This window comes from Helicobacter aurati, assembly GCF_003364265.1.
Taxonomy (GTDB): Bacteria; Campylobacterota; Campylobacteria; order Campylobacterales; family Helicobacteraceae; genus Helicobacter_A; species Helicobacter_A aurati.
In genome coordinates this window covers 1-26,947 of sequence record NZ_NXLW01000005.1, presented here as the reverse complement: position 1 = coordinate 26,947, position 26,947 = coordinate 1, and the positions used below count along the sequence as shown (strand labels likewise).

Genomic DNA, 26,947 nt, shown 5'->3' with positions numbered 1-26,947 from the left:
TCTTTCTACAAAAGACTTTCTTCATAAGGGATTATACCTTGTTCAAAGAGATTGTTGGCTTGTTGCTTTAGGCTAAGAAACTTTGAAAGGGATTCTTGCGAAAGAGATTCTAATCGTAGGAAATCCTGTATCATTTTCGAGTCGAGAATCTCTTGGATAAGAATCCTCTTGCCAAATCCTTGATAATAGCAATGTGGACATCCGAGTGCTATGGCTTTATCCTGTATTTTACATTGCGGACAAAATGTCTTAAGTAACCTTTGTGAAATAATGCAGCTTAGAGTGGATTCTAATAAATATTGTTTCGCGCCTAAGTCTTTTAATCTCGCAATGCTTGATTGACAATCATGGGAATGAATGCTTGCAAGCACCAAGTGCCCGGTAAGTGTAGCTCGCAAGGCACTTTCCATAGTAGCACTATCACGTATTTCGCCTATCATGATAATATCTGGATCTTGTCGTAGGATATGCTTAAGGGCTAAGGAAAAATTCAATTCTTCATTGACTTGGCATTGTGTAATGCCCGCGATATTTTGTTCAATAGGGTCTTCTATTGTGATGATTTTTTTTGTGCTATCGTTTAAAAAACGTAGACAATTATAGAGAAGCGTGCTTTTTCCGCTACCTGTCGGACCACTTACTAGAATTAACCCGCTTTTTGCAAGTAAATGTTTTTTGAGAGATTCTCTAATATGCGGTTGTAAATTCAGAGAATCTAAACTAAGGAACTTTTGAGAATAATGAGGGATTCTAAGTACAATGCTTTCATTTTCTAGCGCGGGAAAGCATGAAATACGAATATCGCAATGTTGTTGCGAGAGTGAAATTGCAAAATCATCTTTTACACATTGATACAGAGTTTTAAAGGAATGGGTATCAAAAAGCCCATCAATACTAAAATGCCCATCTTGCGGTAACCTTTTCTCTGTAATATCAAGATGACAAAGTAATTTGATTTTTTGTGCGATTTTATAGAAAAGCAGTTCATTGAAATCCATAAAATGTAGTAAATTTCCCTCTATACGTAAGGCAATTTTACCTACCTTTTCTTGCAGGGTGATATGAATATCGCTTACGTTATAGAGTACAGCTAATGAAATCAAACTTATAATGAGATTTTCATGTAGCTCTTTTTCCTCTAAATAATGCTTGATAGTAAGGCAAAAATTAATTTGGTGTAAAAACTTTTGCTTACAGAGGTAGAATACAACATGAGCCTCTGAATAATATTTACGTAGCTCTTCCCGAAGTTGGTTTTGATGCTGTGCATCAAGAGGTTCTTGAAGAATAACACATAAATTTTGAGAATCTGCACAAGGAAAGATAATATGCGGCAATATAATCTGCTCGGTTTGCATGATAGAAAAAATATGTCCTCTATTGTTTTGCAATACGGTGAGTTGATAATAAACGAGATAGCATGACAAAAAGTGTTCTTCAACGTATGGATGTGCGTCGATAAATTTACTAAAAATCAGAGTCTTTTTTTGCAGCATCTCACAAAGAAAGTCTCTAAACGCTTCTTGATGTTGATGATTCAAAGCATGAAAGCTTTCTTGTGTTGGTGTATAAGGGTTGTGCTCAACCTGTGCTCGCAAAGAATCTAAACTAATCAAACTTCACACTACCTTTAAACAAATACTTATGACTATGTGGTAGATTGGAATAAATAGCTAATGCCAACTTCCTAATCTCAAATAATGCTCTCTTATCGGTGCGTAATTCAAAAAAGTTTTGTAATGAACGTGCGTTAATAGTGAAATAAAGATTGGTTCGATAAGCCTCAGGTAAAGCATATTTAGCCACATCGTTAGCCTTACCATTCACTAGCAATTCCCTTAATTTCTCCAATGAATGAATAATTGCATTATTTGTTTCGTTGTCTTGTGTAAAAACTACCCACTTACTAGCTCTCTCAAAATTAACGCTATCAATCGGTAAAAAGCTATCTTGTTGTCTTAACTCTTTCAGTGTGTATCTTGTGCTCTTAACAGAATAACTTGCCATTCTATGCCGTGTTAATTCAATCAAACACGCTCTACTTATGCCTTTAATCTCAAATGAATAGCTTAAATGCTCTAAAACCGATTTATGCTTAAACTTATTCCCAACTCTATCGATTAACTCTAAATCAGCCTTATTTGAAGCTTTATCGAAACTATCCCAACATGTCCTAACTCCACCTACACACACGTTTAAAGGCGTGTAATGTAAAAGTTTTATTGAAAATGATAAATTATATGCAGGAGATGATGCGGATTCCATGATAGCTCATTCTAACTTATTTTGTCGGCTGTAATTGTATATCATTTTAAGAAAATTAGTGCCAAAAAAGTTTTTTGCCTAAGAGTTTTTGAGAGACTTTGTTGATTAAACGTAGCATATATTGCTGTTTGCCTCCAAAGACTCCTTCGAATATTGCTTGTTCGAGTTTGGGGGTTGGTTGCATAGTTTTAGGCGTTTGCAATGGGAAATCAATATCATAATTTTTTAATGCTTGAATTGGTGATGTAGATGTGGTATGTGTAGCATCTTCGCGATTAAAACCAATATTTTTAATAAAAGCATGTTTGGGTTGTATGCTTATTGCCTGATGCTTCCACATGCTATACGTTAATGGGTAATCCCAAGTGTCAATTTCGCCTGCAATGTAGGACAGGAAAATCTTATGCCAATATCTTTTTTCACGGTGATTACAAAAAGACATTTTTGCAAAATGCGTCTCAAAGTCTTCAATCTCTCTTTCGTATTTTGTCCATCGATTTGCCCAGCTAGCCCAGCCCCAAATATGCGCATATTTTGAGAAAAAATAATCTACTTGCATATACTGTTTTAGACGCGGCAGTAAGTCCAATCCACTCCAACCAGATATTAGAAAGATTTGTTCAGTTTCCTTATAATATTCCAGCAATTCATCGCAGAATCTAAAGAAACTTAAACTAGGCAGGCAGTCATCCTCTAAGATAATCCCTTGTTCTTCTTGACTAAAAAACCACGATATGGCTGAACTAACGCCCATTTTACATCCAAGGTTAGAATCTAAAAAGCGAGTTTTGATTTCACATTGTTGATTGATTGTATCCAACATATACTTGCGAATCTTTGCAACTTTTTCACTCTCTAATTTGCCTTGAGAATCTTTTTTATTCTCTCTAGCACCGTCGCTTGCAAGGTAGATTTTAGGTGGTTTTGCCTGAAGAATCTGCGGCAATGTTTGCTCTACTGTATCGAGTCGATTAAAGGTAAGAAAAAGCACGGGTGATTTACATTGATAGAATGTTTGGGAAGCAGCTTTCATGCAACTTCCTTTGAATTTTTGTGAGAAGAATAAACTACATTGTTGTGAATAAAGTGGATTCTGGTTGTTTGAAAGAATTTATAAGTGGAGAAGAAATAAATAGAATAAGATGTGTGGCAATTTAGGCTATTGGTTTTCGTTGTGATTGAGGTTGCCCCCCCCCCCCCGTAGTAGTCAATGCCGCGAATCTCTTTTGTACGCTATTTCGCAATGTTCTTTGTAATTTAGTGATTCTTTTGGAAAATGTCTTTTTCCTTCTTTCAAGTTCAAATTGTTGAATCCTAGTGAGTGCTAGTTTGGATTCGCAAACTTGTTGCGGATAGGTAAGAGGAAGTGTTACGCACACTTCTTGTGGATTGCATATATTATCGTCTCCACCGCAGTGAGTGCCGCTTCCATCAAAGCCTATTTGTCTGATTAGTGAATGCGAGGGTAGCAAGGTTAGAGCTTTATGTTTATAGGCGATAAGATAGTTGAAAATTGCCCAAGTTTTTATTTTGCCGCTTTTATTGAGTAGAAGTTGTTCCCAATAGCCCTTACTATAATCATCCAAATTGATATAACGTATGTCCTCTTGCGTGAAATTTTGCAATGCCCAATCAACATCACGTTTATAATATTGCCATCGATTTGCCCAGCTAGCCCAGCCCCAACAATGTGGGATTCTAAAAAAATAGCAGGATTCTAATCCATCTGTTTGTATAGGTGCACTCCATGCACTAATGCTCCAAACACGATTATTATTTTCGTAAAAATTGAGTGCTTCATTCATGTATTGTAAAAAAATAGGACTAACGACTATATCATCTTCCAAAATGATAGCCTTGCCGTATTTTTGCATCGTAGTGCTTACGCCATCGATAATAGAATCTGCTAAACCAAAGTTATGTTCCCTTTCGATAATTTCAATTTCCTGAAAACGACGTAATATTTTGTTTTGTTCACAGAAAGTTTGAAGATAATTTCTGACTGCAGCAACTTGCTCTATCGCCGTACTGCTTGCCTCCCTTTTTGGCGCATCTGCATAGATAATGAGTTTGCTTTGCAGGCTAAATGGATTGTTTGCTAAAGCTTGGAGTGTTTGCTGTGTATGCCAGATTCGATTGTAGGTAAACAATACAATAGGTGCTAAAGGTTGCTGCATAAAATTCCTTAATAAAATGAAAATTATAACTTATTCTTAGTGATTCAAATGGAATTTTGCATGTGATTTCTATGGTAAGTTTTGTGTTACAATATATATAATTTTTGTAAATCATACAGAGATTCAAGGAGGTTGAAATGCTACAAATAGGAATCTTTGGGGCAACGGGTCGAGTAGGAAAACTTTTAATTAATGAGATTCTTTCGGAAAAAAAATGTCAATTATCAAGCGTTTATGTGCGCAATGAATTGCAATACAATATTCCTTCGAAAACACTTGTAACAAATGATATGTTTGCTTTTATTGCAGCCAATCAAGTGATTATTGATTTTTCGAGTCCAGAAGCTACACAATTGCTTTTAGAATCTATTCTTCAATCAAATTTAGATTCTAAAGATATTCCAGCTCTAGTTATTGGCACAACAGGATTAAATAACATGCAGCAAGAGTTGTTAGATAGGACGAGCTCTATTGCGCGCGTTCTTTATGCAAGCAATATGAGTTTTGGTATTGCGGTTTTAGAGAAGATAGTTGCATTATTAAGTCGTGAATGGCGGGATTCTGAAATAGAAATTACAGAATCGCATCATAAGTACAAAAGGGACGCTCCGTCTGGCACTGCATTATCTCTTGCAAAAAACGTTCTTCAAGCACGTAATTTAAATGAACAACATTTGAAATTTGGCAGACAAGGATTTGCGCTTAGAGAGAAAGATGAGATTGGTGTATTGAGCGTGCGTGCAGGAGATGTTGTTGGCAAGCATACGGTTGGTTTTTATGGCGATGGAGAATATTTAGAGCTTACTCATACGGCTACTTCAAGAGTAACTTTTGCTAAAGGCGCACTTAATGCTGCATTTTGGGTGATTAACCAATCCAATGGTTTATACAGCATGAGCGATATGTTTGAAGTGTAATCAAGGATTCTAAGATTTTTGAAATATGAGGAGAAAAAATGTATAAAGAGTACTTTGAAGAAATTTTAGTACAGCATGCTAAGGAAATCATACAACATTTATTACATTATAAAATACATTTTTACTTGCAATGCTGTGTAGAAAAGGTGCATTTTGATCCTATATTACCCGCAGATATTACTGCGACTTTCCAACCCTTAATTGATTTTGTCCTTGCAGGCTACACGTTTGAGAGCATTGAGCTTTGGGAAAATGAGATTTCTTTTGAAGCTGGTTTTGGTAAGGAGAATTTTGCGAGTATTATAACCGTGCCTTTTTCTGTTATCGTACAAATTATTGTTCCAACACAAGATCGTATTGTTCGTGATTTATGCTTGTTTGTTAATACGATTAGTTTATTGGACCTTGAATCGCCAAATAAAGAACAAACACAAGAAAAGGAAGAGGAATTGTTAGCGAGCTCTAAGAATGCGATACTTTCTAATCCCGATAACCAATTTTTAAAGCATTAATTGCTATGAAAGTTGTTGCATACAGCGTTAAGAATCCAGTCGTTGTTTGTGTGGGGGTGATTTTTCTTCTACTCTTTGGTTACTTAGCCATTAAACAAATGCCTTACTCTCTTACTCCTAATATTAGTAGACCTACTGTGAGTATCATAACAACTTGGAGTGGGGCAACACCCTATGAAATAGAAAAAGAAATTGTACAAAGACAAGAAAAATTCCTTAAGAATCTTCCCAATCTTCTTACTATGACTTCTACAAGCCGCGAAGGTGTTGCAGTAGTGAGTCTTGAATTTGAAATTGATACTGATATGAAAAAGGCTCTGCTTGATATTAATTCCAAGCTCTCTGAAGTTCGCGGGTATCCTTCTGGCATTGATAATCCAGTAGTAAAAGCAACGGGTGAAAATATTGCCCCTGTTGTGTATTTATTCGTAAAGTCCGATACGCAGCAATCTGTAAAGCAGTTTTATACCTATATCAACGAAGATATAGTCAAACTTTATGAGAGATTAGAGGGTGTAGGCTCTGTGGATATTGTTGGTGGAGTGGCTAAACAAGTGCAAGTGATACTTAACACGAAACAACTTGCTTTCTATAATATTACGATAGAGGATGTCATTACTGCTTTGCAGAATCAGAATATTGATGTTTCAGCTGGTAGTCTTGATTACGGGCAAAGGGCTTATCGTGTTCGTACAATCGGCTTATACCAAACTACTCAAGATGTTTATAACACAGTGGTTAAAACGAGCGATACACAAGTTGTTTATTTACGTGATATTGCTTCTGTGATTGATTCCTATGAATTATCTACTGTCCCAAATATACACAATAACAATGAAACCATTTCGCTGCAAGTGCGCCCGACTCCAACTGCCAATGTATTAGAGCTTATAGAGCGTGTCAAAGAATTAACAAATACGCTTAATAACACTCAAATGAAAGAGAATCATCTTCATATTGATTGGGGAAGGGATAGTGCTGGATTTATCCAAGATGCTATTGCGCTTGTAAAACACGATATTCTTTTGGGTATTATCCTTGCTGCTTTAGTGCTTTATGCGTTTTTACGTAGTTTTTCGAGCGTTTTTGTTGTTAGTGCCATTATCCCTATTTCTATTCTAAGCTCATTTATTTTGTTGAATCTTATGGACAGAAGTCTTAATGTGATTTTACTTGCTGGAGTGAGTTTTGCTATAAGCATGATTATAGATTCTAGCATTGTAGTCGTAGAGAATATTTACAGACATTATAGTATGGGCAAACGTATGTTTGAATCTTGTATAGACGGTACTAAGGAAGTTTTAGGGGCACTCTTTGCAAGCACGATTACTACGGTGGCAATCTTTATTCCTATTATTGGGTTAAAAGATGATGTCGGACAACTTTTTTCTGATATTGCTTTGGCATCGAGTAGCGCGCTTATTCTCTCGTTTTTTATTTGTATGATAGTTATTCCTAGTTTATATTATAGTCTTGCAAAGTTCGTGCATACTACCTATAAATCCAATACATGTAATATAGATTCCAAGAATCATAGTAAATTAACACGATTGATAAGAGATTCTCTTGCTGTAATATTCCCAAGAAGAATATTCTCTTCACGAATTATTATTAGAATAATACAACCAAAACATACTTTTGATTTGTTCTTACTCATGATGGGACAATTTATTTTTCGCATTATTGCTAATCTTGTGAGATTTTGTTTGGAGAATGTATGGACACGTATTGCTTGTGTTGTTTTTTTTATTATCTTTAGTGTGAGCATTAGCGTTGCTTTTTTCCCAAAATTAGATTATCTACCAAAAGGTAGCCAAAATTTCCTTATCGCTTATGTGCAAGCACCAAATGGTTTGAGTTATCAAGAGAGATTGGACATATTGCAAGGTATCTATACGTATCATGCTCCGTATATGCTCGCTAATGGTTTTGTAGGAAATTCTAAGTATCCGGCTATCAAGGACTTTTATATTTCGGCTGGGACAACAAGTATCTATTTTTATGCAATTTCTAACGAACCACAACGTGTCAAAGAACTCATTCCGCTTATGCGTGAAAGTATAGATTCTCTCCCTAATATCAGCGGCACTGTAGTGGAGCAAGGAATCTTTAGTAGTAGTGGAATCTCCGAAAATGTTGAGGTAAATATTGTCGGATTTGATATGGATTCTATGGTGAAGAGCGCAAACGTGTTTATGGAATTAGCCAAGCAATACCTTCCTGGAGCAAGGATTCGTGTTTTTCCCTCTCTTGATTTAGGCAATAGAGAAATTAATTTATATCCCGATATGCGTTCTTTGGCTGTTAATGGTCTTAATGTAAAAAGTTTTGGCAATATTGTTGATGTGGTAGTAGGCGGTAAGAAAGTAGGCGATTTTCGTAACACAGAAGGTCGCATTATAGATTTAATATTGCAATCTGATAATATGACACAAAGTCCTGAAGACATTTTATATTCACAAATTTATGCACCTTCAGGGCGAATCATACCTCTTAGTAGTCTTGCTGATATTCGTCAAGACAGGGGATTCTCTCAAATTCGACATTTTGAGCAAAACAGAAATATTCTTTTTTATATTAATCCTCAATCTTCTATGCCATTGCAAGATGTTATTCATGTGATTGAAAATGTAATCAAGCCACAAATGCAATCACAAGACGTTTTAGGAGATAATAAGATTCTTCTTAGCGGCAACGCCAATAAGCTGCATAAGCTTGCAAAACATTTGAGTGGCGGTTTTATTCTTGCCTTAATCATTACTTATTTGCTACTTGTAGCCCTGTATAGTAATTTTCTTTATCCTATTATCATTATTTGCACTGTTCCTTTTGCTTTAGCTGGAGGATTTATTGGGTTAAAGTTTGTAGATGTCTATATTGCAAGTCATAATCTTGATGTACTTACAATGCTTGGCTTTATTATTCTTGTGGGTTCAGTTGTTAATAACGCGATTTTGATTGTTTATCAAAGCCTTATTAATCTACGCAAATATGCAATGTGTGTGTATGATAGTGTGTACGAAGCAACCATTTCACGTATCCGACCAATTTATATGAGCATGCTTACGAGTCTGTTAGCCTTGTCTCCGTTAGTATTCTCGAGCGGTGCTGGAAGTGAAATTTATCGCGGATTGGGAGCTGTAATTGGAGGGGGCATTTTAGTCTCTACTATTATTAGCGTTTTTGTGATTCCATCGCTTTTAGTTTTTGCATTAAAGCCCCCTAAAGACATTGTTGTTTAATCCATTTGAATCAAAATTGTGTAGTTATATATTTATCTAAAAGTTGTTATATATATAATTTATATATTTTTACGACAACGTTAATTTGTTTATAAACTATTAAAAAATTATCATTATAATATTTTGCTACTAAGTAATTATTATTAAGGATTATTATGCAGTTTTTCAAAGCAAGGCTTTATAATATTCTTGTTCTTTGCATTGTATTGCTATTATGGGATTTTTTTAGCACAGGTAAATTTTTTGATATATCTTTTTTTCAGACAAATCATATTATTCCTAGCCCCTTTGAAGTTTGGTTGTACTTACAGGAGGTTGTTGCAAATCACAAATTGTTTTTGCATATTCAAGCGAGCTTGTATCGCTACATCTTGGGTTTTGCTATTGGTGCTATTTTAGGAATTGTTGCTGGGTTTATTTTGTCGTTTTTTTCTCGTGTTCGCGATGCAATAGATCCTCTTATTCAGATATTACGTCCTATTTCTCCGATAGCATGGTTTCCTCTAATTGTTATTATTTTTGGCATTGGTGATAAGCCTGCTATTTATATTATTGCTTATGCGGTGTTTTTTCCTATGTTATTACTCACATTAACAAGCATTAAACAAATAGATTCTATTTATTATCAAGCAATGGAGAATCTAGGTGCAGGAAATATGGATATTTTCTTGCATGTCACGTTGCCTGCTAGCTTTATTGGAATCTCTTCTGCATTGAAGCTAGGCGCGAGCCTTGCTTGGATTAATCTTGTTGTAGGAGAGATGGTAGGGGCACAAAATGGACTTGGATATTTGATTATTGATTCTAGGAATCTGTTGCAAACAGAGGGCATTATTGCCTCTATGCTTTGTATTGGTTGTATCGGATATTGTATTAATCTTGGTTTTGAGTCGTTTGAAAGATTTATCCAAAAGAAACTAGGTGGTAAATAAGGAGAATGTATGCCAAATATGAATCATGAAATTGCAATTTCTAATCTGACAAAATATTATCACAATCATAAAGTGTTAGATTCTATTACTTTAAATGTCAAGAAAGGTGAATTTATTATGTTGCTAGGTAGAAGTGGCTGCGGGAAGACCACCCTGCTTAATATACTCGGGGGATTTGAACCCTTTCATTCTGGATTTGTACGTGTGCAAGAAAGAACAGCCGGCAATGCCAAACATAAAGATTTAGAATCTTCGCTAGATTCTCAAAAAAAATCGCGGTTTTTTACAAGATCTTCTTACCCTAAACCAATTTATCAGATTAAACCCAATAAAAAATGTATCAAAATCTTTCAAGAGTATGCTCTTTTACCTTGGAAGAGTGCCTTTGAGAATATTCGTTTTGTGCTAAAAGCTAATAAGATTCCCGATGGAGACAAAATTGCCAAGAAATATCTTGAAATTGTGGGTCTTCATGAACATAGCGATAAATTTCCTAGTGCGCTTAGCGGAGGGCAAAAGCAACGTGTAGCTATTGCAAGGGCAATGTGTTTAAAGCCAGATATTTTACTGCTTGATGAACCCTTTTCGGCACTTGATTATTTTATTCGAGAAAACCTTCAAAAACTCATATTGAGACTTTCAAAAAGCTTAAATATGACTATCGTATTTGTAACACATGATATTGATGAAGCTATTTTGCTTGGTGATAGAATCATTATTCTTCATGAAGGGAAAATTGTCCGCGAATTTGATAATCAGCAAAAACCAATTAAAGATAGCCGAGATTTTTATCATCTTAAAGAAAGAATCGCCTTTGAATTACAGGGATTTGAGGAAATGGTGGAATACAACATTTGATTGTGATTGAATAAATTATCTTGCCGAGAATATATCTTGCAATGCCTTATAGAGAGCGTTTGCAATGAGCTTATATCCAGCAGGACTTAGATGTACGTCTGGTTTAGAGAGATTGTTGAGCGTCCATTGTTTTTTGGATCCTGTTTTTTGAATAAAGTCGTTAGTGTCAAAGAGTAGGGTATGTTCCTTTTGTGCGATGATATGGATTGCTTCTTGAACAGCTTGAAAGCTCTTTGCAAGTCTATATTGTTTTATTTCTGCTTTGTTTGAAGGTATAGGTAGCAAAACGGGCGGTGGTGAAACAAGCAAAATTAATGTATGCGGATTATAGTGTCTTAAAATCCTGATGAACTCTGAATAATTGCGTATAAATTTTTCTCTATTGAGATTATCGAGTGTTGCGTCATTGCTGCCATAGCACAGAATAATAAGATCGTATTCAAGTAAGCTCAATTGTCTTTTGACTGCTTTGAGATTCCATTTGAGCCAAATATCTGAACGTACCCCGTTTACTCCTAAATGTTCTATAAGCAATGGATTGTTTTTTTTATAAATAAAATACCCTCCTAGTTTTGCTTTTTCATTAAGAGCATAAATAGTAATCGGGAAAGTGAAATCATGTTGCGCAATTTCCCACTGCTGTGTTTTTGCGGCAAGTATCGCAGTGTTATGGTTTGCATCTTCAATTCGGAAAGAATGAGTATTTGCTGGTCCTTGAAAAATGATTTGAGTAGTAAAATTTTTGTTTGCAATATTGAGTAAGGATTCTTTAACATTAAGGGTAATGCTAGCTGGTAGTTTCTCGACAACGGCGATAATCCCACCTAATGGATAATCAAGAGCATAATCAGCAAATTTCTTTCTGGAATCTAAAATTCGAAAGTTTGTGCTTTGATAAGAGAGCAGGAGGTTTTGATGATAGTCTGGCATAATAGGATAGGTGAATCCTATAGAGTTGGCATTTCCTAGAATTGTACGTAGTTCATGAGTGATAAAATCTGCCGCAATATGAGAATCCCCTAAAACGCGAATTTTTAGATTCTTTTTTGCCAACCATTTATTCCTGAAATTTTCTATTGCTTGTGTGTTCTGACTAAAATTCAAGATTTTGGCTTGTTGTAAATATTTTTTAAATTGTTGGTTCTTGTCGAGAAAACCAGCTGCATGTAGAATTTGCAATGTGAAAAGTAAAAATAAAAAGCTTGCTAATTGTTTCACGTTATTCCTTTATTGCGTCTTGGCTTGTTGTGCGGAAAAGAATGGATGCGATGTAAAAGGGGAGGTTTTATCTGTTTTAGACTCTCTATTAGATTCTTTATTTGCTGTATCATTGATGACAGGAGAATTAGCATGAGAATCTAAATGACTATTTGGCTGCAAATGCTCTTTGATTGGATTGTGAGATTCTAATGTTTTAGTTTGTATGGTATTTTGATTATATTGCTCTGATATGTTTGTGATGTTATGTGGGCTGTGTTCTTGGACGATGATTTTCTCAAGTAGGAGATTACTTAAGATTTCCGAACCCTTGGTGGTTAGATGGATTCCATCTTGTGCACGAACAAGCACGCTTTTGCCCTCTGTATTCTTAATGTAACTACTGAATTTGCCTTCATTTGTTAATATTTCCGTCTTAATGAATAGCCCATGAGATTCTAGATTTTTTGCATACATAGCATTAAGTAAGGCGATTTTGTTATTAAGCTGTTCGTTTTTTATGGTTGGTACTTGAAACCACACAACAAATACCGCATGTTCTCTTGCAATGGAAAGTACCTCTTCTATCTTTGCATTGTATAAGGTATTCCATTTTTCACTTCCAAATTTTATTCCTTTTACGTCCCATGGATCATTTGCACCTAAGCAAACTACGAGAACAGAGATTTTTGGATTCTTTTCTAATGCTTTTTGTGTTGTCCGTGCCCAATTGAAGAATGAAGTAAAAGTGAGTCCAGTGTTTTGTTTTGCAATATTATACGCACGTAAGCCTTTTGTTCTTAATGCTCGAACAAGCATTATTCCAATGCCTTGCATAAGGGAATCTCCAATTAAAAGAAACTCTGTGTCTTTGTTAATAAGGAGTTTTCCATCGATAAATTGTATGTTTTTTAGTGGTTGATTGTTGGATTGTGTGAATTGTCTATCATCATTGCCTATAGCTGGCGGTAAGGTTATGCTAGGTTTTTCGGTATGCGTTTGTGATTCTCTTGACGCGAAAGATTCGGAGGGTTTTTCATGCAATAAATTACCTTGTGCAGATTCTGTATAGGGTGATTGTAGTTGTGTCGAGTCTTGCTCAAAGATTTGTGTGCGCCATTTATCAAGTGTGCTTGCAACAGCGGATGCAGTTTCTAAACTTGGTCGGAAGAGTGAGTTTGTTTCTAAAGGTTTGATATTGATATGATAGGTTTGCATGAAATAATCTATAAGACTACGATGAAAGACAAAACACACCAATACTAAACTAATAACTCCAAGAAAAAGCAAACGAATAAGCTGCATTAGAATCCCGCATAAATAAAATTTGGAATCCCATTGGCACTTAATCCGATAATTAGAATTGCTACAAGGGCAATTAAGAGTGGCTGTAAGATGAGTGGGAGAGAATCCAAAATCTTACAGCCATATTGCATTGCATTACATGTAAATGGATACATAAAAAAACATAATGCGCATAAGATGAGATATTGCCATTGCAATGAATTTGTGGGCAATGTGAGATTGAGGAATAGTGATTTGATATAGAAAAGTGAATCTTGTATATCTGTGTAAACGAAAAACAGCCAAGTGAAAGCTACAAAGTGAAATGTAATGATAGAACTCACATAAGGGACGTTAATACGAAAGTTATAGAATCTTAGAATGTTAAGACAAATCGTTGCTACACCATGCAAAAGCCCCCAGACAAGAAAATTCCAGCTATTACCATGCCAGATTCCAGATAAGGCAAATGAAATAAGAACAAAAATCTGCGTAAGAAAGAATCCCTTTTGATTGCCACCAAGAGGAATATAAATATAATCTCTAATAAATAGTGAAAGACTAATATGCCATCTTGCCCAAAAATCTTTGATATTGCGTGCCATATATGGCATGTTGAAGTTTTGAGGAAGGGTAAAGCCTATCATTAATGCAAAAGCAGTTACTAAGTTAATGTATCCACTAAAATCGCAATAAAGTTGCACACAATATGCGTAAATTCCAAGCAACAGAGTTAGGGAATTATAAATGCTAGGGTTATGTAGAATTGATTCGGAATAAATTTGTAAATAATTGGCTAAGAAAACTTTTTTTGTGATTCCAAAAAGAATAAGCACTACAATTAATGAAATGTTTTCTAATTTACGAATGCTATAAAGTTGTTCAAAGAAATACTGACTTCTCATAATGGGACCAGAAATAAAAGTTGGAAAAAAAGAAAGATAGCATGCTAGAGAAAGAAAGCTTTGTGGCATAGTACCTTGCAGTACACTATGCAAATAGGTTATTGAGGCGAAAGTGTAAAAGCTAAGCCCTAGAGGAAAGATAACATCAGCTTGTTGTGCGGAAAAACCCAAAAAACCAAGTAGAATATCAAAACTATCCTTTATTGCAGGAAAGTATTTAAAAAAGCACAGATTAAGTATGATGCAGCTTAAACAACAAGCAAACAAAGTTTTTGAATCAAATTCAAAAATAAGCAATGCAAAAAGGTAAATGGTGAATGTATAAATAAAAACGACTAATGCAAAATAGGGATTTATCCAAACAATCAATACATAATTAAAAAGCAATAGCAATAAATTTTGTGCATTTAAGCCGAAGAACCGTAACACGATCCAATAGATAACAAGGAATGCAAGTAAAAAACAAGCAAATTCAACGGTAAAGAAAATCATTAAGTTATCCAAAGGAGAAGTTCGTTGTTATTATAAGTAATTTCAAAGAATAAAAGAGAAACATTAACAAAGACTTGAATGGCTTTTGTCTGGGATTGTACATGGAAGCTTGACATGACAAAAGAAATTTATTACAATCTTTGCTTATTTGAAAAGGTGGATTTATGAGATTATCACTGTATATAGCTTTGTGCTTATTATTGGGGTTTTTTGGTTGTTCTGATACAAAAAGTGAATCAGAAGTTGCAGAAAATCAATCACAAGTCGAGCAAAAGGAGAATCCAATAAGCAACGTAGACGTAGTAACAAAAACAAATGAACAGAAACAAGTTTCAAATGTTAGCGACAGAAGTAAGCCTAATATAGTTATTCTTGCGACAGGAGGAACTATTGCTGGCACTACCGATTCCCATATTAATACAACAGATTATACTGCGGGAGTAGTAGGGGTTGAGACATTAATAAACGCTGTGCCCGAAATAAAGAATCTTGCTAATATCAAAGGGGAGCAGATTGCTAATATTGATAGTGCTGATATGAGCAATGAGATTTGGCTTAATCTTGCCAAACGTTTAAATGAATTATTGCAAGATTCTACAGTTGATGGTGCTGTTATTACACATGGCACTGACACGATGGAAGAAACCGCTCTTTTTTTACATTTGGTGTTAAAAAGTAATAAGCCTGTAGTCATTGTGGGTGCTATGCGACCAAGTACAGCAATGAGTGCAGACGGAGCGAAAAACCTCTATAACGGTGTGAGCTTGGCAGCGGACACTCGCGCAAAAGGTAAGGGCGTTATGGTGGTTATGAATGACAGGATTCAGAGTGCACGTTATGTAACTAAAACGCATACTCTTAACGTTGATGCTTTTTCTTCAACAAATAGTGGAGATATGGGCTATATTGTCGATGGTGAAGCGTTTTTTTATTCTCTACCCAATAAACCCCATACAATTACGAGTGAATTTGACGTAAGCAATTTGGATACATTGCCACAAGTAGATATTTTATACTCTTATGCCAATGATGGCTCATCTATTGCGGCACAAGCTTTATTTAATCATGGAACAAAAGGGCTTGTTGTTGCCGGAAGTGGTGCTGGAAGCATACATAAGAATCACAAAGAAACATTACGGCAACTCATGCAAGAGGGGTTAATTGTTGTTCAAAGTTCGAGGGTAAATGCTGGTATGGTTTTTGCGAGTGAATCTGATTCGGAACTTGGCTTTATTGGGAGTGGGGATTTGAATCCTCAAAAGGCGCGTGTATTGCTTATGCTTGCTCTTACACAAACCAATAACACAAAAGATATTGCAAGGATTTTTGCGCGTTATTAATATTCTATCGCCCTATGTGCGTTCTATGTGGTTGTTAGTAATTTCTGTATTGTGTGTTGTGATGTCAAGATTTAAGCAGTTTGCTGCATTGTTTTTGTTTAATGCTTGTGGATTAGATTCTAAATATGCTAAAGCGGCTCTACCAATCATTGCAGCGTTATCACTGCAATATTGCATATCTGCGAGCAGTAATTTTTTTTGATATTTTGCAACCAAATCCTGTATTTTATCGCGTAATAGCGAGTTAGCACTTGCTCCACCAACCACTGCGAAATATGGAATATTAGATGTTGATTTGAGATATTTTTCACACTTTTGCAAGAGATGTGTTACTGCACTTTGCTGTAAGCCTAATGATAAAGCTTTTGTTGAGGGATGAGCAAGAATCTGTTGTTTTATTTTCTGTGCCTCTTGTGTTTGAGACGATAAGTCATGAGACAGCAAAGAATGATGTTTTTGCTTGTTGGCTAAGGGGTTTTTTGCCGTATTATGTAGAGAATGAGTATAATGGGAATGGGATTCTATAAGTTTTTGTAACTCTTTTTGCTCTTGAAGTGCTAAACGAAAGGCATTTTTAAGTCCAGAAAAGCTAAAGTGTAGGGTATGCGTGTGCATAAGGGGAACAGGAAGCTTTATAGGAGTAACATGATCGTTAAGTGCTTCTCTAGCTAGAGAATCTATGACCATACCGCCGGGATAACCAAGCGAAAGCATTTTTGCAGCTTTATCATAACATTCACCAAAGCTGTCGTCGAGCGTGCTAGAAATAATTTGCATATTGTCATAATCGAAACATTCAATAATCATAGTATGTCCACCAGAAACCAGCAAAACACTGATTGGCATTTTGACCATCGGCTGATTAATAAATAATGAATAAATATGCCCTTTTAAGTGGTTTATCCCTAGCAAAGGAACATTGAGAGAGAGGGATAGTCCTTTTGCCATTATAACTCCTTCTAATAGAGAAGTGGCAAGACCTGGCTCATAAGTTACTGCAATAGCGCATAAATTATTAAAACTATGCTTTTCTTTAAATTCTCCAAGTAAGTAAGGTAAATCTTTGGCAAAAAGTCTTGAAGCAAGCTCTGGCACAACGCCACCAAAATATGTATGAGCGTTTTCTTGAGAAATTTTTCTATGCCATAAGAGATTGCAATCGAGATTTTGTAAGGCGAGAGAGCTATCATCACAGCTGGATTCAATACTAAGAATATTCACTTCTTTTCCTTAACGAGCTTCAAAGAATCAATGTTATAATTTTACAAAAATTATCTAAATTAGAAAGGTTATTATGTTTGCAGAATGGGAAAAACAAAAAGGTGTAGTACTCATTTATCCGCATAAATTTTGCGGATTTGCATTAAACCTTAAGGAAGTCCAAGATTGCTATGATACTATCATTGCTAAGATTCTTAAAGTAGAGGATATTCTTCTCATTCTCCACCCTCATGATGAAGAAACAAAAAAACACATACAAGAAGTATTGCAAACCTTAGAGGGAGTAGCCTATAAATGTCATTGTATAGAAATAGAAAGCAATGATGTTTGGGCTAGGGATTGTTTACCTATTTCTGTGAAGCGAGGCAAAAATACTCAAACTATTACAAATATTGCTAATGCGGTTTTAGGTAAAGGAAATTGGCAAAGTGAGAATCTGGGGTTCTTCGGCAGGCTTATAGAGCAGGAGAAACAATACGCAGAGGATGAATATTTGCATGAATTTGGAAATTTTGGTTTTAATGGCTGGGGGTTAAAATATCCTGCTAACCTCGATAATCAAATCAATAACCAGATACAAAAATTAGGGTTTTTTTCTAACATGAAATTGCGAGATATGATTTTGGAAGGGGGTAGTATTGATAGCAACGGAGCAGGTATGTTGCTAACCACTGCTCAATGTCTTTTAGAATCCAATCGTAACCCTCATCTTACAAAAGAGCAAATAGAAGAAAAACTAAAGCAATACTTAGGTGTTTCAACGATTTTGTGGCTTACAAGAGGATTTTTAGAGGGCGATAGAACAACCGACGGACATATTGATACTCTTGCACGTTTTATTTCCGAGGATACGATTGTTTATGTGCAGTGTCAAGATTCTCATGATTTACATTTTAGTGAGCTTCAAGCTATGGAAAAAGAATTAGAAGATCTAGCAAGCATTCATAATTTGAAGCTTGTTGCTTTACCGTTGTGTGTTTTTAAAGAAGAATCTAGCCATTTAGACTCTAATAAAAGTCTTATTGGCAGTGATGAAACTTTGCAAATGAGATATTTGCCTGCAAGTTATATTAATTTTCTCTTTCTTAATCAAAAGCATTTGCTTATGCCTATTTATCAGAAGCCTACCGATTCACTTGCGTTACAAATATTGCAAAGAGCATTGCCTGATTATACTATTACCACTGTGGATTGTAAAGCGTTAATAACACAGGAAGGCAGCTTGCATTGCGCAACTATGCAATTCCATTAATTTATTGCATTGAGTGTTTAATTTGTGGAATATGCAATTCAAGAATTGAGAATCTTTAATTGCTAAATTTTAATTATGGTATAGATTTTGCTAGCGTAGTCTATTATTATATTAAGACAACTAAGGACAGTGATATGATGCGTTCGCTTTATACTGCTACAACAGGAATGTTAGGGCAGCAACTTCAAATAGATACAACTTCAAACAATATTGCCAATGTTAACACAGTTGGATTCAAAAGGCAGCGGGCGGAATTTAATGATTTGTTTTATCAGGCATTACAATTTGCGGGTACGCAAACTAGTGAAACTACACTTACACCAACCGGTATAGAAGTGGGGGTAGGTGTTCGCACGGGCGCAATTAACAGAATTTTCTCACAAGGTAGTCCCAAAGAAACTGAAAATCCACTTGATTTAGCAATAATGGGAAAAGGATTCTTTCCTATACAACTTCCCGATGGTAATATTGCCTATACTCGTAGCGGGAATTTTAAGCTTGATGATCAAGGTAATATCGTTACTTCAGAAGGGTATCTTGTGCAACCACAAATCACTGTTCCGCCAGAGGCACAAAGCATTAATATAGGAGCAGATGGTACTGTGAGTGTTACATTGGGAAATAATGGACAAGCGGAAGTTCTTGGGCAAATTCAATTAGTGAATTTTGTTAATCCTGCAGGTTTGCATGGACTAGGGGATAATCTCTACATGAATACCAATGCGAGTGGTGAGCCAATTGAAGGAATCGCAGGACAAGATGGTTTAGGGAATATTCGCGCAGGCTTTCTCGAATTGAGTAACGTAAGGCTTGTCTCTGAAATGACCGATCTTATTACTGGACAGAGGGCTTATGAAGCAAATTCAAAGAGTATCCAAACGGCAGATTCTATGTTGCAAACTGTCAATGGATTGAAACGATAATCTATTGAAATTATTTAATTGATTAATAGAACCGCAAAGCAAAGATGAAATTTGTGTATCGGTTTGTCAATTAGTCATTTATGTATCTAAGCTGAATGGTGAAAGATTAGATTCTATACTAGTTCCAAGCTTTCTCTAAATTGCAGTAGAGTTTCGCTTGTGTGTGCTAGTGCTTTAATGATGATACTTTCGTTGTTTTTGCTGATACCAATATTGATATTTGCGTTAGCCTTAGAGACTTTTTGTTTTAATAATGAAAAATCGATGTTGTCATCAAATATTATTAGACTTAGACTATGTGTATAATTATCAAATGAGCAGCAATTTTGCATTTTTACTTGCGTAGGCTTTAAAAGCATATTTTCAAAATATGCTAAACGGTTATTTTTATAAATAGATAATTTAGAATCAAACTCTCGAAAATCAAATAATTCTCCATTTTCTACTCTACCAGCACAAAAAATCTCGCTAAAGTAGAGTTTAGAGTTTTTTTCAAGGTAAATTTGTGTATGGCCCTTAAAACTAGAGTTTTTGAAAGGCATTATTGGCAGTGGCGTGTAATCTAATACGGCATTTTCTCCTAATGTAATATACATGTGCTTGCTTGCATGCCCATTTTGTGTGTCATGTATTTTTTCATAACTTTGAGAAGTGAGCCTTATCTTACTGTGTTTGCCTATTTCTATTTGTATCTTATGATTGTCTCCTTTCATTAACCCAGCTGATACAGACAAGAGCATAATAGTTGTAATATTGTCTTCTTCTAACGGTGTAAGAATTTTAAGTGGAGGTGTGAAAAACATCTTTTCAATGATATTTTTATTATTTGCATTAACTTTAGTTTTAAGTTGCAATGTACTTTCTTGCGTAAAGCTATTCATTGATAATCTTCTAAGAGTGCGTATTTTTTTATCCACTTTATTACGTCGGCTATTCCTTCTTTAGTCTGAATGTTTGTGAAGAAAAAGGGCTTATTACCCCTCATCATTTTGGCGTCCCTTAGCATAATTTCTAAATTAGCACCAACATAAGGAGCTAAATCAATTTTATTGATTAGTAATAAATCTGAACGCGTAATTCCCGGTCCACCCTTTCTTGGAATTTTATCTCCTCCAGAAACATCAATAACAAATATTGTAAAATCTGCCAACTCTGGACTAAATGTGGCAGAAAGGTTATCTCCCCCACTTTCTATGAATAGAATCTGAATATCTGGAAACCGTTTTTGCATTTCTTCCACAGCTTCAAGATTCATAGAGGCATCTTCTCTGATGGCAGTATGTGGGCAACCGCCAGTTTCTACTCCGATAATTCTTTCGATAGGTAAGACAGAATTCGCGCTCATAAATTTCGCATCTTCTTGCGTGTAGATGTCGTTTGTAATTACGGCGAGTGAATAGTCTTTGTGTAAAATACGTGTAAGACATTCTATGAGTGCTGTTTTTCCACTTCCCACAGGTCCGCATACGCCTATTTTTATCATTTTTTTCCTTTATGACATGTAAAGTCTTGAATAGAGATTTTCATGCTGCATAGCTTTAATTTCATAATGAATTGCTACATTGCAAAAATCTCGCCTCTGTAGATTCTCTAATTTCTTAGAAATTGCAATAAACTCATTATGTAGAGAAGCGAGTATTTCTTGCCCACAACTTTGCGCTAACGGAATGAGTTTAACACAATTTGTAAGAGTATTGGAAGCTTGTGCATAGAGATACTGCTGTATACAATGTTGATAGTTAAGAGTATATGCCTTACAGAATACGCCGTAAGCTACCACATAAATGTGTAGTTGACTCGTTTGTATATATTGTTCAAAAAGTTCCTTGCGTTCCAGCTGCATGGCATTAATGGTTTTGACAAACCTTGCTCCTAGTTTCCGATTGGCATTTCGTAATTCATTTGCTGCACTAGCTGCATGTATAGTTTCTTCTAAAATAAGAATTTCCTGCAATGAATCTATCTCGTGGATAAGTTTTATTGCTAATAAATCCGTGTATAAGATTTGTGTATTAAGGTAAGCCTTTAAATAATCTTGTACTTCTTGTTTTGTTGTGATTCTTTCAAGTTGCACATAGCTTTCTAATCCAAACGAATGCGTATAACTTCCTATCGGAAAAAGCGCATCATTGATTTGTAAGAGTAGAAAATCCAAATCTTAATCCTTTCTTGTTACTGTAACGGTAAAATTTGAATTTCTCGTCAATCTTGGCTCTTGAGCAATAAATGGGCTAGCCATATAGATTCTGTTTTTGTTATCTAGGATATACATTTCTTTTTCAAAAGGGATACAAAGCTTTTCAAGGGCTCTCTGAAGAGGTTTTTCAAAGGGTGCTTGTAATTCTGTATTATTTCTACCAAAAAATAATGGAATATGTAAATTACCGATTTCATAGCATACTCTTACTATGCTTTCCCAATCTTGTATCTGTATAGAAAGTGCTAGAGTCGGCAGAATAGTAATAATGATGATTCTGCGCGAATCTTGAAAAAGTATATCACCGTCTTTCAATCCGTGTTTCGGTACGTTTGCAAGCCGCATGGCTAGAGTTTGTCCGTTTTCTGATTGTAAAAGTGCTATTCTTTTCCCTGTATCATACCATTCCATTTGCACCCTATCAACTTCCAAGTGCTTGTAATTTGCTGTGTGAATATTGCCAAGAACTCTCTCTACTATCATTTCCAATATCCCACAAGGATTAACCATGAAGGAATCCAAGCCGTAACAATCCCTTCGATAATTGCCAAATAAGGAACGAACTTAATTTCAATCTTCAGCACGGTTTCTATCCAACCTGTAAGCCATAGAATCCCCCAAGCAAGCCAGATAATAGCAAAGGCAATGTTCTCTTGTGTGCGACCATTATTATTGTAGCTTAGATAGGCTGCAGGTATAGAATTTATGGCAACAAATAGGCTATACCATCCGTATGCTCTCAAATCAAGATTAAAGAGATTATTGCATGCTACAAATAAATAAGTGAATCCAAAAAGTAACCCAGTGGCAGCCGCGTAAAAATCATTTTTGTCACCAACAATGTCCCCATGCACAATAACGATGATATTTATAATGACAGAGAGTAAGCCCACAAAGATATTCATTACCGAACATGTTTTGCTATTAATATTTGCAATACGACAAATACCGTTATTAATTAAAACAATTGCTACATACATTAATACAATGCCCAACATGCTTTACCCCTTAAAATAAATGATAGAGCTGTCCTAAAGAAACCTTATTGACAGGCTTAGAAGTTATTTTCACACCGTTCACTTTTACTTCGTAGGTTTCTGGATTAACTTCAATTTGTGCAGTTACGTCGTTGTGTTTCATATCCTTTTTTGTAATGTTGCGGCAATTTTTTACTGGTACGACCACTCTCTCTAAACCAAGCTTTTCCTTAATGTTTGAATCATAGGCGATTTTTGAAACAAAAGTAATGCCACAATCATATTTTGCTTTTCCATAGCTTCCAAACATTTTTGTATATGTTACTGGCTCTGGAGTAGGAATAGATGCGTTGGAATCCCCCATTTTGGCTGCCACAACCATTCCATTTTTAATAATCATTTCAGGTTTTACACCAAACATGCTTGGTTTCCAAAGGACTAAATCAGCGAATTTACCTTCTTCAATAGAACCTACATATTCTGAAATGCCATGCGCTACGGCCGGATTAATTGTATATTTTGCAATATATCTTTTGATTCTGAAGTTATCATTGTCATCTTTTTCTTCTTTTAGTGGTCCAAATTCATTTTTACATTTATCTGCCATTTGCCAAGTTCTAATAATCACTTCGCCGACTCTGCCCATAGCTTGGGAATCAGAGCTAGTAATCGAAAAAATCCCCATATCATGCAAGGCGTCTTCTGCCGCGATTGTTTCTGGGCGGATTCTACTGTCTGCGAATGAAACATCTTCTTTAATATGTTTATCTAAATGATGGCATACCATAAGCATATCTAAGTGTTCATCGGCTGTATTTTTTGTGAAAGGGATAGTAGGATTGGTAGAAGCGGGTAAAATGTTCATTTCTCCTGCCGCTTTAATAATATCTGGAGCATGCCCACCACCAGCTCCCTCTGTGTGGAATGTGTGTATAGTTCTGCCTGCTATGGCATTTAGGGTGTCTTCCACACAGCCACTTTCGTTTAAGGTATCCGTGTGTATAGCCACTTGTACATCATATTTTTCTGCAACATTAAGAGCGTGATTGATGACAGCAGGAGTTGAGCCCCAGTCTTCGTGTATTTTTAACCCTAATGCTCCGGCTTTAATTTGTGATTCTAAAGCGTTTTCATTTGAACTGTTCCCTTTTCCTAGTAGCCCAAAATTCATTGCGTAGCCTTCAATGGAACGTAGCATTTGTTTAATGTTGTATTTTCCTGGCGTACAAGTTGTAGCGTTTGTTCCAGCTGTAGGTCCTGTCCCGCCTCCTATCATAGTTGTGATACCGCTATACAATGCGGTCGGAATCTGCGTAGGAGAGATAAAGTGGATATGAGTATCGATTCCTCCTGCCGTAACGATAAGCCCTTCCCCAGCTATAGCTTCAGTGTTTGCTCCGACTACCATTGTAGAATGTATGCCATCTTGTATGTCTGGGTTCCCCGCTTTACCAACACCTACAATTTTTCCTTCTTTAATACCAATATCTGCTTTATAGATTCCGCAATAATCGATAATTATCGCATTAGTAATTACTACGTCAAGTGAATCGTTATGACTACTTACAGATTGCGCCATGCCATCGCGAATAGTTTTCCCTCCACCAAACTTAATTTCTTCTCCGTATAATGTAAAGTCCTTTTCAATTTCTGCAAATAAATTGGTGTCCCCCAGCCTTACTTTGTCGCCAATGGTAGGTCCATACATAGAAGCATATTGTTTTCTTGTAATTTTTATCATCATTCCCTCCTTAATTGCTAAAGTGTTTTTGCATTGCTGTGTCATAGCATTGTTGAGCATTGCTTTGATTTATGTGTGTATTTACTAAATCATTAAAGCCAAAAACTCTTTTTTTACCACCAAAGTCAATAAGTTGCACATTTTTACGTTCGCCTGGTTCGAATCTCACGGCTGTTCCTGAAGGTATGTCTAGACGTTTTCCCAATGCCTTTTTTCTGTCAAATTGCAATAATTTATTGACTTCAAAAAAGTGAAAATGCGAACCTACTTGTATAGGTCTGTCTGCTTTATTGATGACTTGTATTTCTATTGCTTTTTTGTCTGCGTTTAAAATTATGTCTTCGTTTTTGAGTATATATTCACCAGGTGCGAGTTTGCCATTGTCTTCAATCGGATTATGTATGCTGACAAGTTTTGTTCCATCTGGAAAAGTTACTTCTACTTGTACTTCATGAATCATGTTTGCTACACCATCCATTACATCTGAATCTTTTAGAATTTGTCTCCCAAATTGCATGAGTTCGGCAACACTTTTTGTTCCTTCTCGTGCAAGTTCCATAATTTCCATGCTGATTAGAGCAATTGATTCCACATAGTTCAATTTTATTCCACGTTCTTTACGTTTTTTTGCTAGTTCTCCTGCGTAGTGCAACATAAGTTTATCTAATTCTCTGGGCGTTAATCGCATAGATATTTCCTCCTGTTCAAGCTTTTAAGATTGATATATTATAAAATATTTTTATTAAAAAAGTCAAGATTTCTTAATATATATGAAGAATGTACGTTTAAGGTAATTCTATGCAATCATTTTGAAGTGTTAATAGACAGAATCTATAGATACGATTCTGTTATTTCTGATAATCTAAATCTATATCGCGTGGAGGGGGTTGAGAATACAAACTTTATTGCATTCTTGCTATGCCTGTAATAATGTAATAATTAGGTAATAGGACAAAATAAATCAATTATGAAGATGTGAGTTGGATATTGCACATAATCAAATGCTATTTATTATATATTGCTTTAAGGTTTTGTAGCGTAGAACTTGCATTGAGTAGAAGCATGTCTGCTAGCACTAGTGCCACAATGCTCTCACATACAACACTACCTCGCACACCAACACAAGGATCATGTCTGCCTTGTAGTTTAATCACGGATTCCTTACCTTCTATATCGATGCTTTGTTGTGGTTGAAAAATACTAGGCGTTGGTTTAAAGTGTACGGTAATGATAATATCCTCACCATTTGAAATTCCTCCTAAAATTCCACCGGAATTATTGGTAATGAAACCGTGTTTATTAATAAAATCATTGTTTTGTGAACCTTTTTTATACGCTGATTCTCTACCACTACCAATTTCTATTGCTTTAACTGCATTTAGTCCCATTAGGTCGCGTGCAAGGATAGAATCTAATTTATATCCTAGAGGTTCCCCCAATCCGATAGGTACATTTTTTATGCGCAAAAGCGCACTAGCACCCACACTATCACCATGTTTTTTAGCATTGAGAATTTCTAATTTTTGTGCTTCCTCTATTGTTTGGTCGAGAGCGAATATTTCACTGCATGTTGCTGATGTGAAGTCGTTATCATTAAAAGATTTTTTTTCTGAAATAACACTTCCAACATTAATAATGCCGCTTTGTATTACAATATGAAATTCTCTTAATAAAAGCTTTGCAATACCGCCCGCTAACACTTTTGCAACAGTTTCTCTTGCGCTGCTTCTCCCTCCCCCTCGATAGTCTCTTATGCCATATTTATGATGATAGGAAAAGTCTGCATGTGAAGGTCGAAAAATGTTTTTAATTTCGCTATAATCCTTACTTTTTACGTTTTTATTGGGGATAAAAAAACCAATAGGAGTTCCTGTGCTTTTGCCTTGGAAAATACCACTTAGAATCTCAAAATCATCATCTTCTTTTCTAGGTGTAGCGAATTTACTTCCGCCTTTGCGTCTCGCTATTTCTGTTTTAAGAAAATCATAGTCTATATTCAATCCGGCGGGTATGCCGCTTAACATACCACCAATGCCAACACCATGGCTTTCTCCGAATGAACTATATTGCAATAGAATGCCGATTGTATTCATAATTTTCCTTCTGTAATTGAGATAAACTCTATACGCTACATTGTCAATAATGAAAGATTCGTTGTTTATACAAAAATTTTACATAGAATATAGAACATTTGATTTTAGTTATCAAGTATTATATATTTTATATTATAATGGGACATTCTTTTTTTGGTAGCGTAGCTCAGTTGGTAGAGCACTACCTTGACATGGTAGGGGTCGCTGGTTCGAGTCCAGTCGCAACCACCACTTTTTCTTTTTAGCTTACTTTCCTGTATATTCTTTATTTCTAATCATAGGTAACTATATCATATTTTAGACTCTCATCAAAGTTTAATGTCACCAAAATCAAAACCCTATAAACACAATATCATATCTATTCAACCCTTAGTGATAATTTCCTTGTTAGAGTTAGAGAATCTACAAACTTTTGCCAAGCA

The 26,947-nt window shown here is 35.5% G+C and carries 24 protein-coding genes and 1 tRNA gene; 9 read left to right on the top strand and 16 right to left on the bottom strand.

Features of this window, described 5'->3' with window-relative positions; genetic code table 11:
* Window positions 1–5: 5 nt before the first annotated feature.
* The 4 genes from CQA66_RS03595 to CQA66_RS03580 form a co-directional block, all read right to left on the bottom strand.
* Complete coding sequence (locus CQA66_RS03595) at window positions 6–1,616, bottom strand: GspE/PulE family protein (RefSeq protein WP_233707671.1); 1,611 nt, start codon at window positions 1,614–1,616, stop codon at window positions 6–8.
* Window positions 1,609–2,265, bottom strand: coding sequence for an FAD-dependent thymidylate synthase (thyX, locus tag CQA66_RS03590; RefSeq protein ID WP_104762462.1), 657 nt, complete (start codon window positions 2,263–2,265; stop codon window positions 1,609–1,611). Before thyX ends, CQA66_RS03595 begins: the two co-directional genes overlap by 8 nt.
* Window positions 2,266–2,320: 55 nt before the next feature.
* A complete protein-coding gene (locus CQA66_RS03585) occupies window positions 2,321–3,298 on the bottom strand; it encodes a methyltransferase FkbM (RefSeq protein WP_104762463.1) in 978 nt (325 codons plus the stop codon).
* A gap of 121 nt (window positions 3,299–3,419) precedes the next feature.
* Window positions 3,420–4,442: a glycosyltransferase family protein gene (locus CQA66_RS03580; protein WP_104762464.1), complete on the bottom strand. Its 1,023-nt coding sequence runs from the start codon at window positions 4,440–4,442 to the stop codon at window positions 3,420–3,422.
* Window positions 4,443–4,579: 137 nt separating this feature from the next.
* Here CQA66_RS03580 and dapB point away from each other — a divergent pair, with 137 nt between their 5' ends.
* The 5 genes from dapB to CQA66_RS03555 all read left to right on the top strand — a co-directional run bounded on the left by dapB (window position 4,580) and on the right by CQA66_RS03555 (window position 10,903).
* Window positions 4,580–5,359: a 4-hydroxy-tetrahydrodipicolinate reductase gene (gene dapB / locus CQA66_RS03575; RefSeq protein WP_104762465.1), complete on the top strand. Its 780-nt coding sequence runs from the start codon at window positions 4,580–4,582 to the stop codon at window positions 5,357–5,359.
* 38 nt (window positions 5,360–5,397) lie between these two features.
* A complete protein-coding gene (locus CQA66_RS03570) occupies window positions 5,398–5,871 on the top strand; it encodes a hypothetical protein (RefSeq protein ID WP_104762466.1) in 474 nt (157 codons plus the stop codon).
* A 5-nt stretch (window positions 5,872–5,876) separates the two neighbouring features.
* Window positions 5,877–9,113: an efflux RND transporter permease subunit gene (locus CQA66_RS03565; RefSeq protein WP_104762467.1), complete on the top strand. Its 3,237-nt coding sequence runs from the start codon at window positions 5,877–5,879 to the stop codon at window positions 9,111–9,113.
* Window positions 9,114–9,268: 155 nt separating this feature from the next.
* Window positions 9,269–10,045 carry an ABC transporter permease gene (locus tag CQA66_RS03560; protein WP_104762468.1) on the top strand — a complete coding sequence of 259 codons (777 nt, stop codon included), beginning with the start codon at window positions 9,269–9,271 and terminating at the stop codon, window positions 10,043–10,045.
* Between the two features lie 9 nt (window positions 10,046–10,054).
* Window positions 10,055–10,903 (top strand): ABC transporter ATP-binding protein, encoded by an 849-nt coding sequence (locus tag CQA66_RS03555; RefSeq protein ID WP_115582542.1) that lies wholly within the window; start codon window positions 10,055–10,057, stop codon window positions 10,901–10,903.
* Window positions 10,904–10,918: 15 nt separating this feature from the next.
* Here CQA66_RS03555 and CQA66_RS03550 read toward each other — a convergent pair whose 3' ends face one another.
* From CQA66_RS03550 to CQA66_RS03540, 3 genes are read right to left on the bottom strand one after another with little or no spacing between them, the layout of a single operon-like run.
* The gene (locus tag CQA66_RS03550) at window positions 10,919–12,121 is read right to left on the bottom strand and encodes a GDSL-type esterase/lipase family protein (protein WP_104762469.1); all 1,203 of its coding nucleotides are present in this window, start codon (window positions 12,119–12,121) and stop codon (window positions 10,919–10,921) included.
* 9 nt (window positions 12,122–12,130) lie between these two features.
* A complete protein-coding gene (locus CQA66_RS03545; protein ID WP_104762470.1) occupies window positions 12,131–13,405 on the bottom strand; it encodes an SGNH/GDSL hydrolase family protein in 1,275 nt (424 codons plus the stop codon).
* On the bottom strand, window positions 13,405–14,781 hold the full coding sequence (locus tag CQA66_RS03540; RefSeq protein WP_104762471.1) for an MBOAT family O-acyltransferase: 1,377 nt from the start codon (window positions 14,779–14,781) through the stop codon (window positions 13,405–13,407). The genes CQA66_RS03545 and CQA66_RS03540 overlap by 1 nt, the downstream gene beginning before the upstream one ends.
* Before the next feature lie 164 nt (window positions 14,782–14,945).
* On the opposite strand from CQA66_RS03540, the gene CQA66_RS03535 reads away from it, so the two are divergent.
* Window positions 14,946–16,121, top strand: coding sequence for a type II asparaginase (locus CQA66_RS03535; protein ID WP_104762472.1), 1,176 nt, complete (start codon window positions 14,946–14,948; stop codon window positions 16,119–16,121).
* A 12-nt stretch (window positions 16,122–16,133) separates the two neighbouring features.
* On the opposite strand, the gene tsaD is transcribed toward CQA66_RS03535, so the two are convergent.
* Window positions 16,134–17,342 (bottom strand): tRNA (adenosine(37)-N6)-threonylcarbamoyltransferase complex transferase subunit TsaD, encoded by a 1,209-nt coding sequence (tsaD, locus tag CQA66_RS03530; protein WP_104762473.1) that lies wholly within the window; start codon window positions 17,340–17,342, stop codon window positions 16,134–16,136.
* A gap of 73 nt (window positions 17,343–17,415) precedes the next feature.
* On the opposite strand from tsaD, the gene CQA66_RS03525 reads away from it, so the two are divergent.
* Together CQA66_RS03525 and flgG are read left to right on the top strand one after the other, a co-directional pair.
* Entirely contained in the window at window positions 17,416–18,594 is a 1,179-nt protein-coding gene (locus CQA66_RS03525; protein WP_104762474.1) for an agmatine deiminase family protein, read from the top strand.
* Window positions 18,595–18,728: 134 nt separating this feature from the next.
* On the top strand, window positions 18,729–19,517 hold the full coding sequence (gene flgG / locus CQA66_RS03520; protein ID WP_104762475.1) for a flagellar basal-body rod protein FlgG: 789 nt from the start codon (window positions 18,729–18,731) through the stop codon (window positions 19,515–19,517).
* Between the two features lie 113 nt (window positions 19,518–19,630).
* Here the strand turns inward: flgG and CQA66_RS03515 are convergent, their stop codons facing one another.
* The 8 genes from CQA66_RS03515 to aroC all read right to left on the bottom strand — a co-directional run bounded on the left by CQA66_RS03515 (window position 19,631) and on the right by aroC (window position 26,525).
* Window positions 19,631–20,398 carry an urease accessory protein UreD gene (locus CQA66_RS03515; protein WP_104762476.1) on the bottom strand — a complete coding sequence of 256 codons (768 nt, stop codon included), beginning with the start codon at window positions 20,396–20,398 and terminating at the stop codon, window positions 19,631–19,633.
* Window positions 20,395–21,000, bottom strand: coding sequence for an urease accessory protein UreG (ureG, locus tag CQA66_RS03510; RefSeq protein ID WP_104762477.1), 606 nt, complete (start codon window positions 20,998–21,000; stop codon window positions 20,395–20,397). Before ureG ends, CQA66_RS03515 begins: the two co-directional genes overlap by 4 nt.
* A gap of 9 nt (window positions 21,001–21,009) precedes the next feature.
* Complete coding sequence (locus tag CQA66_RS03505; RefSeq protein WP_104762478.1) at window positions 21,010–21,672, bottom strand: urease accessory protein UreF; 663 nt, start codon at window positions 21,670–21,672, stop codon at window positions 21,010–21,012.
* A gap of 3 nt (window positions 21,673–21,675) precedes the next feature.
* The gene (locus CQA66_RS03500) at window positions 21,676–22,197 is read right to left on the bottom strand and encodes an urease accessory protein UreE (RefSeq protein WP_158656995.1); all 522 of its coding nucleotides are present in this window, start codon (window positions 22,195–22,197) and stop codon (window positions 21,676–21,678) included.
* The gene (locus CQA66_RS03495) at window positions 22,194–22,712 is read right to left on the bottom strand and encodes an AmiS/UreI family transporter (protein ID WP_104762480.1); all 519 of its coding nucleotides are present in this window, start codon (window positions 22,710–22,712) and stop codon (window positions 22,194–22,196) included. The genes CQA66_RS03500 and CQA66_RS03495 overlap by 4 nt, the downstream gene beginning before the upstream one ends.
* A 10-nt stretch (window positions 22,713–22,722) precedes the next feature.
* Window positions 22,723–24,432, bottom strand: a complete 1,710-nt coding sequence (gene ureB / locus CQA66_RS03490; protein ID WP_104762481.1) for an urease subunit beta — start codon at window positions 24,430–24,432, stop codon at window positions 22,723–22,725.
* A gap of 10 nt (window positions 24,433–24,442) precedes the next feature.
* Window positions 24,443–25,120, bottom strand: coding sequence for an urease subunit alpha (ureA, locus tag CQA66_RS03485; protein WP_104762482.1), 678 nt, complete (start codon window positions 25,118–25,120; stop codon window positions 24,443–24,445).
* Between the two features lie 316 nt (window positions 25,121–25,436).
* The gene (gene aroC, locus CQA66_RS03480) at window positions 25,437–26,525 is read right to left on the bottom strand and encodes a chorismate synthase (RefSeq protein ID WP_104762483.1); all 1,089 of its coding nucleotides are present in this window, start codon (window positions 26,523–26,525) and stop codon (window positions 25,437–25,439) included.
* A 155-nt stretch (window positions 26,526–26,680) separates the two neighbouring features.
* On the opposite strand from aroC, the gene CQA66_RS03475 reads away from it, so the two are divergent.
* Window positions 26,681–26,756, top strand: a tRNA-Val gene (locus tag CQA66_RS03475).
* The last annotated feature ends 191 nt before the right edge of the window (window positions 26,757–26,947 follow it).

Excerpts from the sequence above, each read along its gene's own strand:
- flgG (WP_104762475.1), top strand. The coding sequence starts at position 18,729 with ATGATGCGTTCGCTTTATACTGCTACAACAGGAATGTTAGGGCAGCAA.
- CQA66_RS03585 (WP_104762463.1), bottom strand. The coding sequence starts at position 3,298 with ATGAAAGCTGCTTCCCAAACATTCTATCAATGTAAATCACCCGTGCTT.
- aroC (WP_104762483.1), bottom strand. The coding sequence starts at position 26,525 with ATGAATACAATCGGCATTCTATTGCAATATAGTTCATTCGGAGAAAGC.
- CQA66_RS03495 (WP_104762480.1), bottom strand. The coding sequence starts at position 22,712 with ATGTTGGGCATTGTATTAATGTATGTAGCAATTGTTTTAATTAATAAC.
- CQA66_RS03545 (WP_104762470.1), bottom strand. The coding sequence starts at position 13,405 with ATGCAGCTTATTCGTTTGCTTTTTCTTGGAGTTATTAGTTTAGTATTG.
- CQA66_RS03580 (WP_104762464.1), bottom strand. The coding sequence starts at position 4,442 with ATGCAGCAACCTTTAGCACCTATTGTATTGTTTACCTACAATCGAATC.
- ureB (WP_104762481.1), bottom strand. The coding sequence starts at position 24,432 with ATGATAAAAATTACAAGAAAACAATATGCTTCTATGTATGGACCTACC.
- CQA66_RS03535 (WP_104762472.1), top strand. The coding sequence starts at position 14,946 with ATGAGATTATCACTGTATATAGCTTTGTGCTTATTATTGGGGTTTTTT.
- ureA (WP_104762482.1), bottom strand. The coding sequence starts at position 25,120 with ATGCGATTAACGCCCAGAGAATTAGATAAACTTATGTTGCACTACGCA.
- CQA66_RS03555 (WP_115582542.1), top strand. The coding sequence starts at position 10,055 with ATGCCAAATATGAATCATGAAATTGCAATTTCTAATCTGACAAAATAT.
- CQA66_RS03525 (WP_104762474.1), top strand. The coding sequence starts at position 17,416 with ATGTTTGCAGAATGGGAAAAACAAAAAGGTGTAGTACTCATTTATCCG.
- CQA66_RS03565 (WP_104762467.1), top strand. The coding sequence starts at position 5,877 with ATGAAAGTTGTTGCATACAGCGTTAAGAATCCAGTCGTTGTTTGTGTG.
- ureG (WP_104762477.1), bottom strand. The coding sequence starts at position 21,000 with ATGATAAAAATAGGCGTATGCGGACCTGTGGGAAGTGGAAAAACAGCA.
- thyX (WP_104762462.1), bottom strand. The coding sequence starts at position 2,265 with ATGGAATCCGCATCATCTCCTGCATATAATTTATCATTTTCAATAAAA.
- CQA66_RS03500 (WP_158656995.1), bottom strand. The coding sequence starts at position 22,197 with ATGATAGTAGAGAGAGTTCTTGGCAATATTCACACAGCAAATTACAAG.
- dapB (WP_104762465.1), top strand. The coding sequence starts at position 4,580 with ATGCTACAAATAGGAATCTTTGGGGCAACGGGTCGAGTAGGAAAACTT.
- CQA66_RS03560 (WP_104762468.1), top strand. The coding sequence starts at position 9,269 with ATGCAGTTTTTCAAAGCAAGGCTTTATAATATTCTTGTTCTTTGCATT.
- CQA66_RS03570 (WP_104762466.1), top strand. The coding sequence starts at position 5,398 with ATGTATAAAGAGTACTTTGAAGAAATTTTAGTACAGCATGCTAAGGAA.
- CQA66_RS03515 (WP_104762476.1), bottom strand. The coding sequence starts at position 20,398 with ATGAATAGCTTTACGCAAGAAAGTACATTGCAACTTAAAACTAAAGTT.
- CQA66_RS03540 (WP_104762471.1), bottom strand. The coding sequence starts at position 14,781 with ATGATTTTCTTTACCGTTGAATTTGCTTGTTTTTTACTTGCATTCCTT.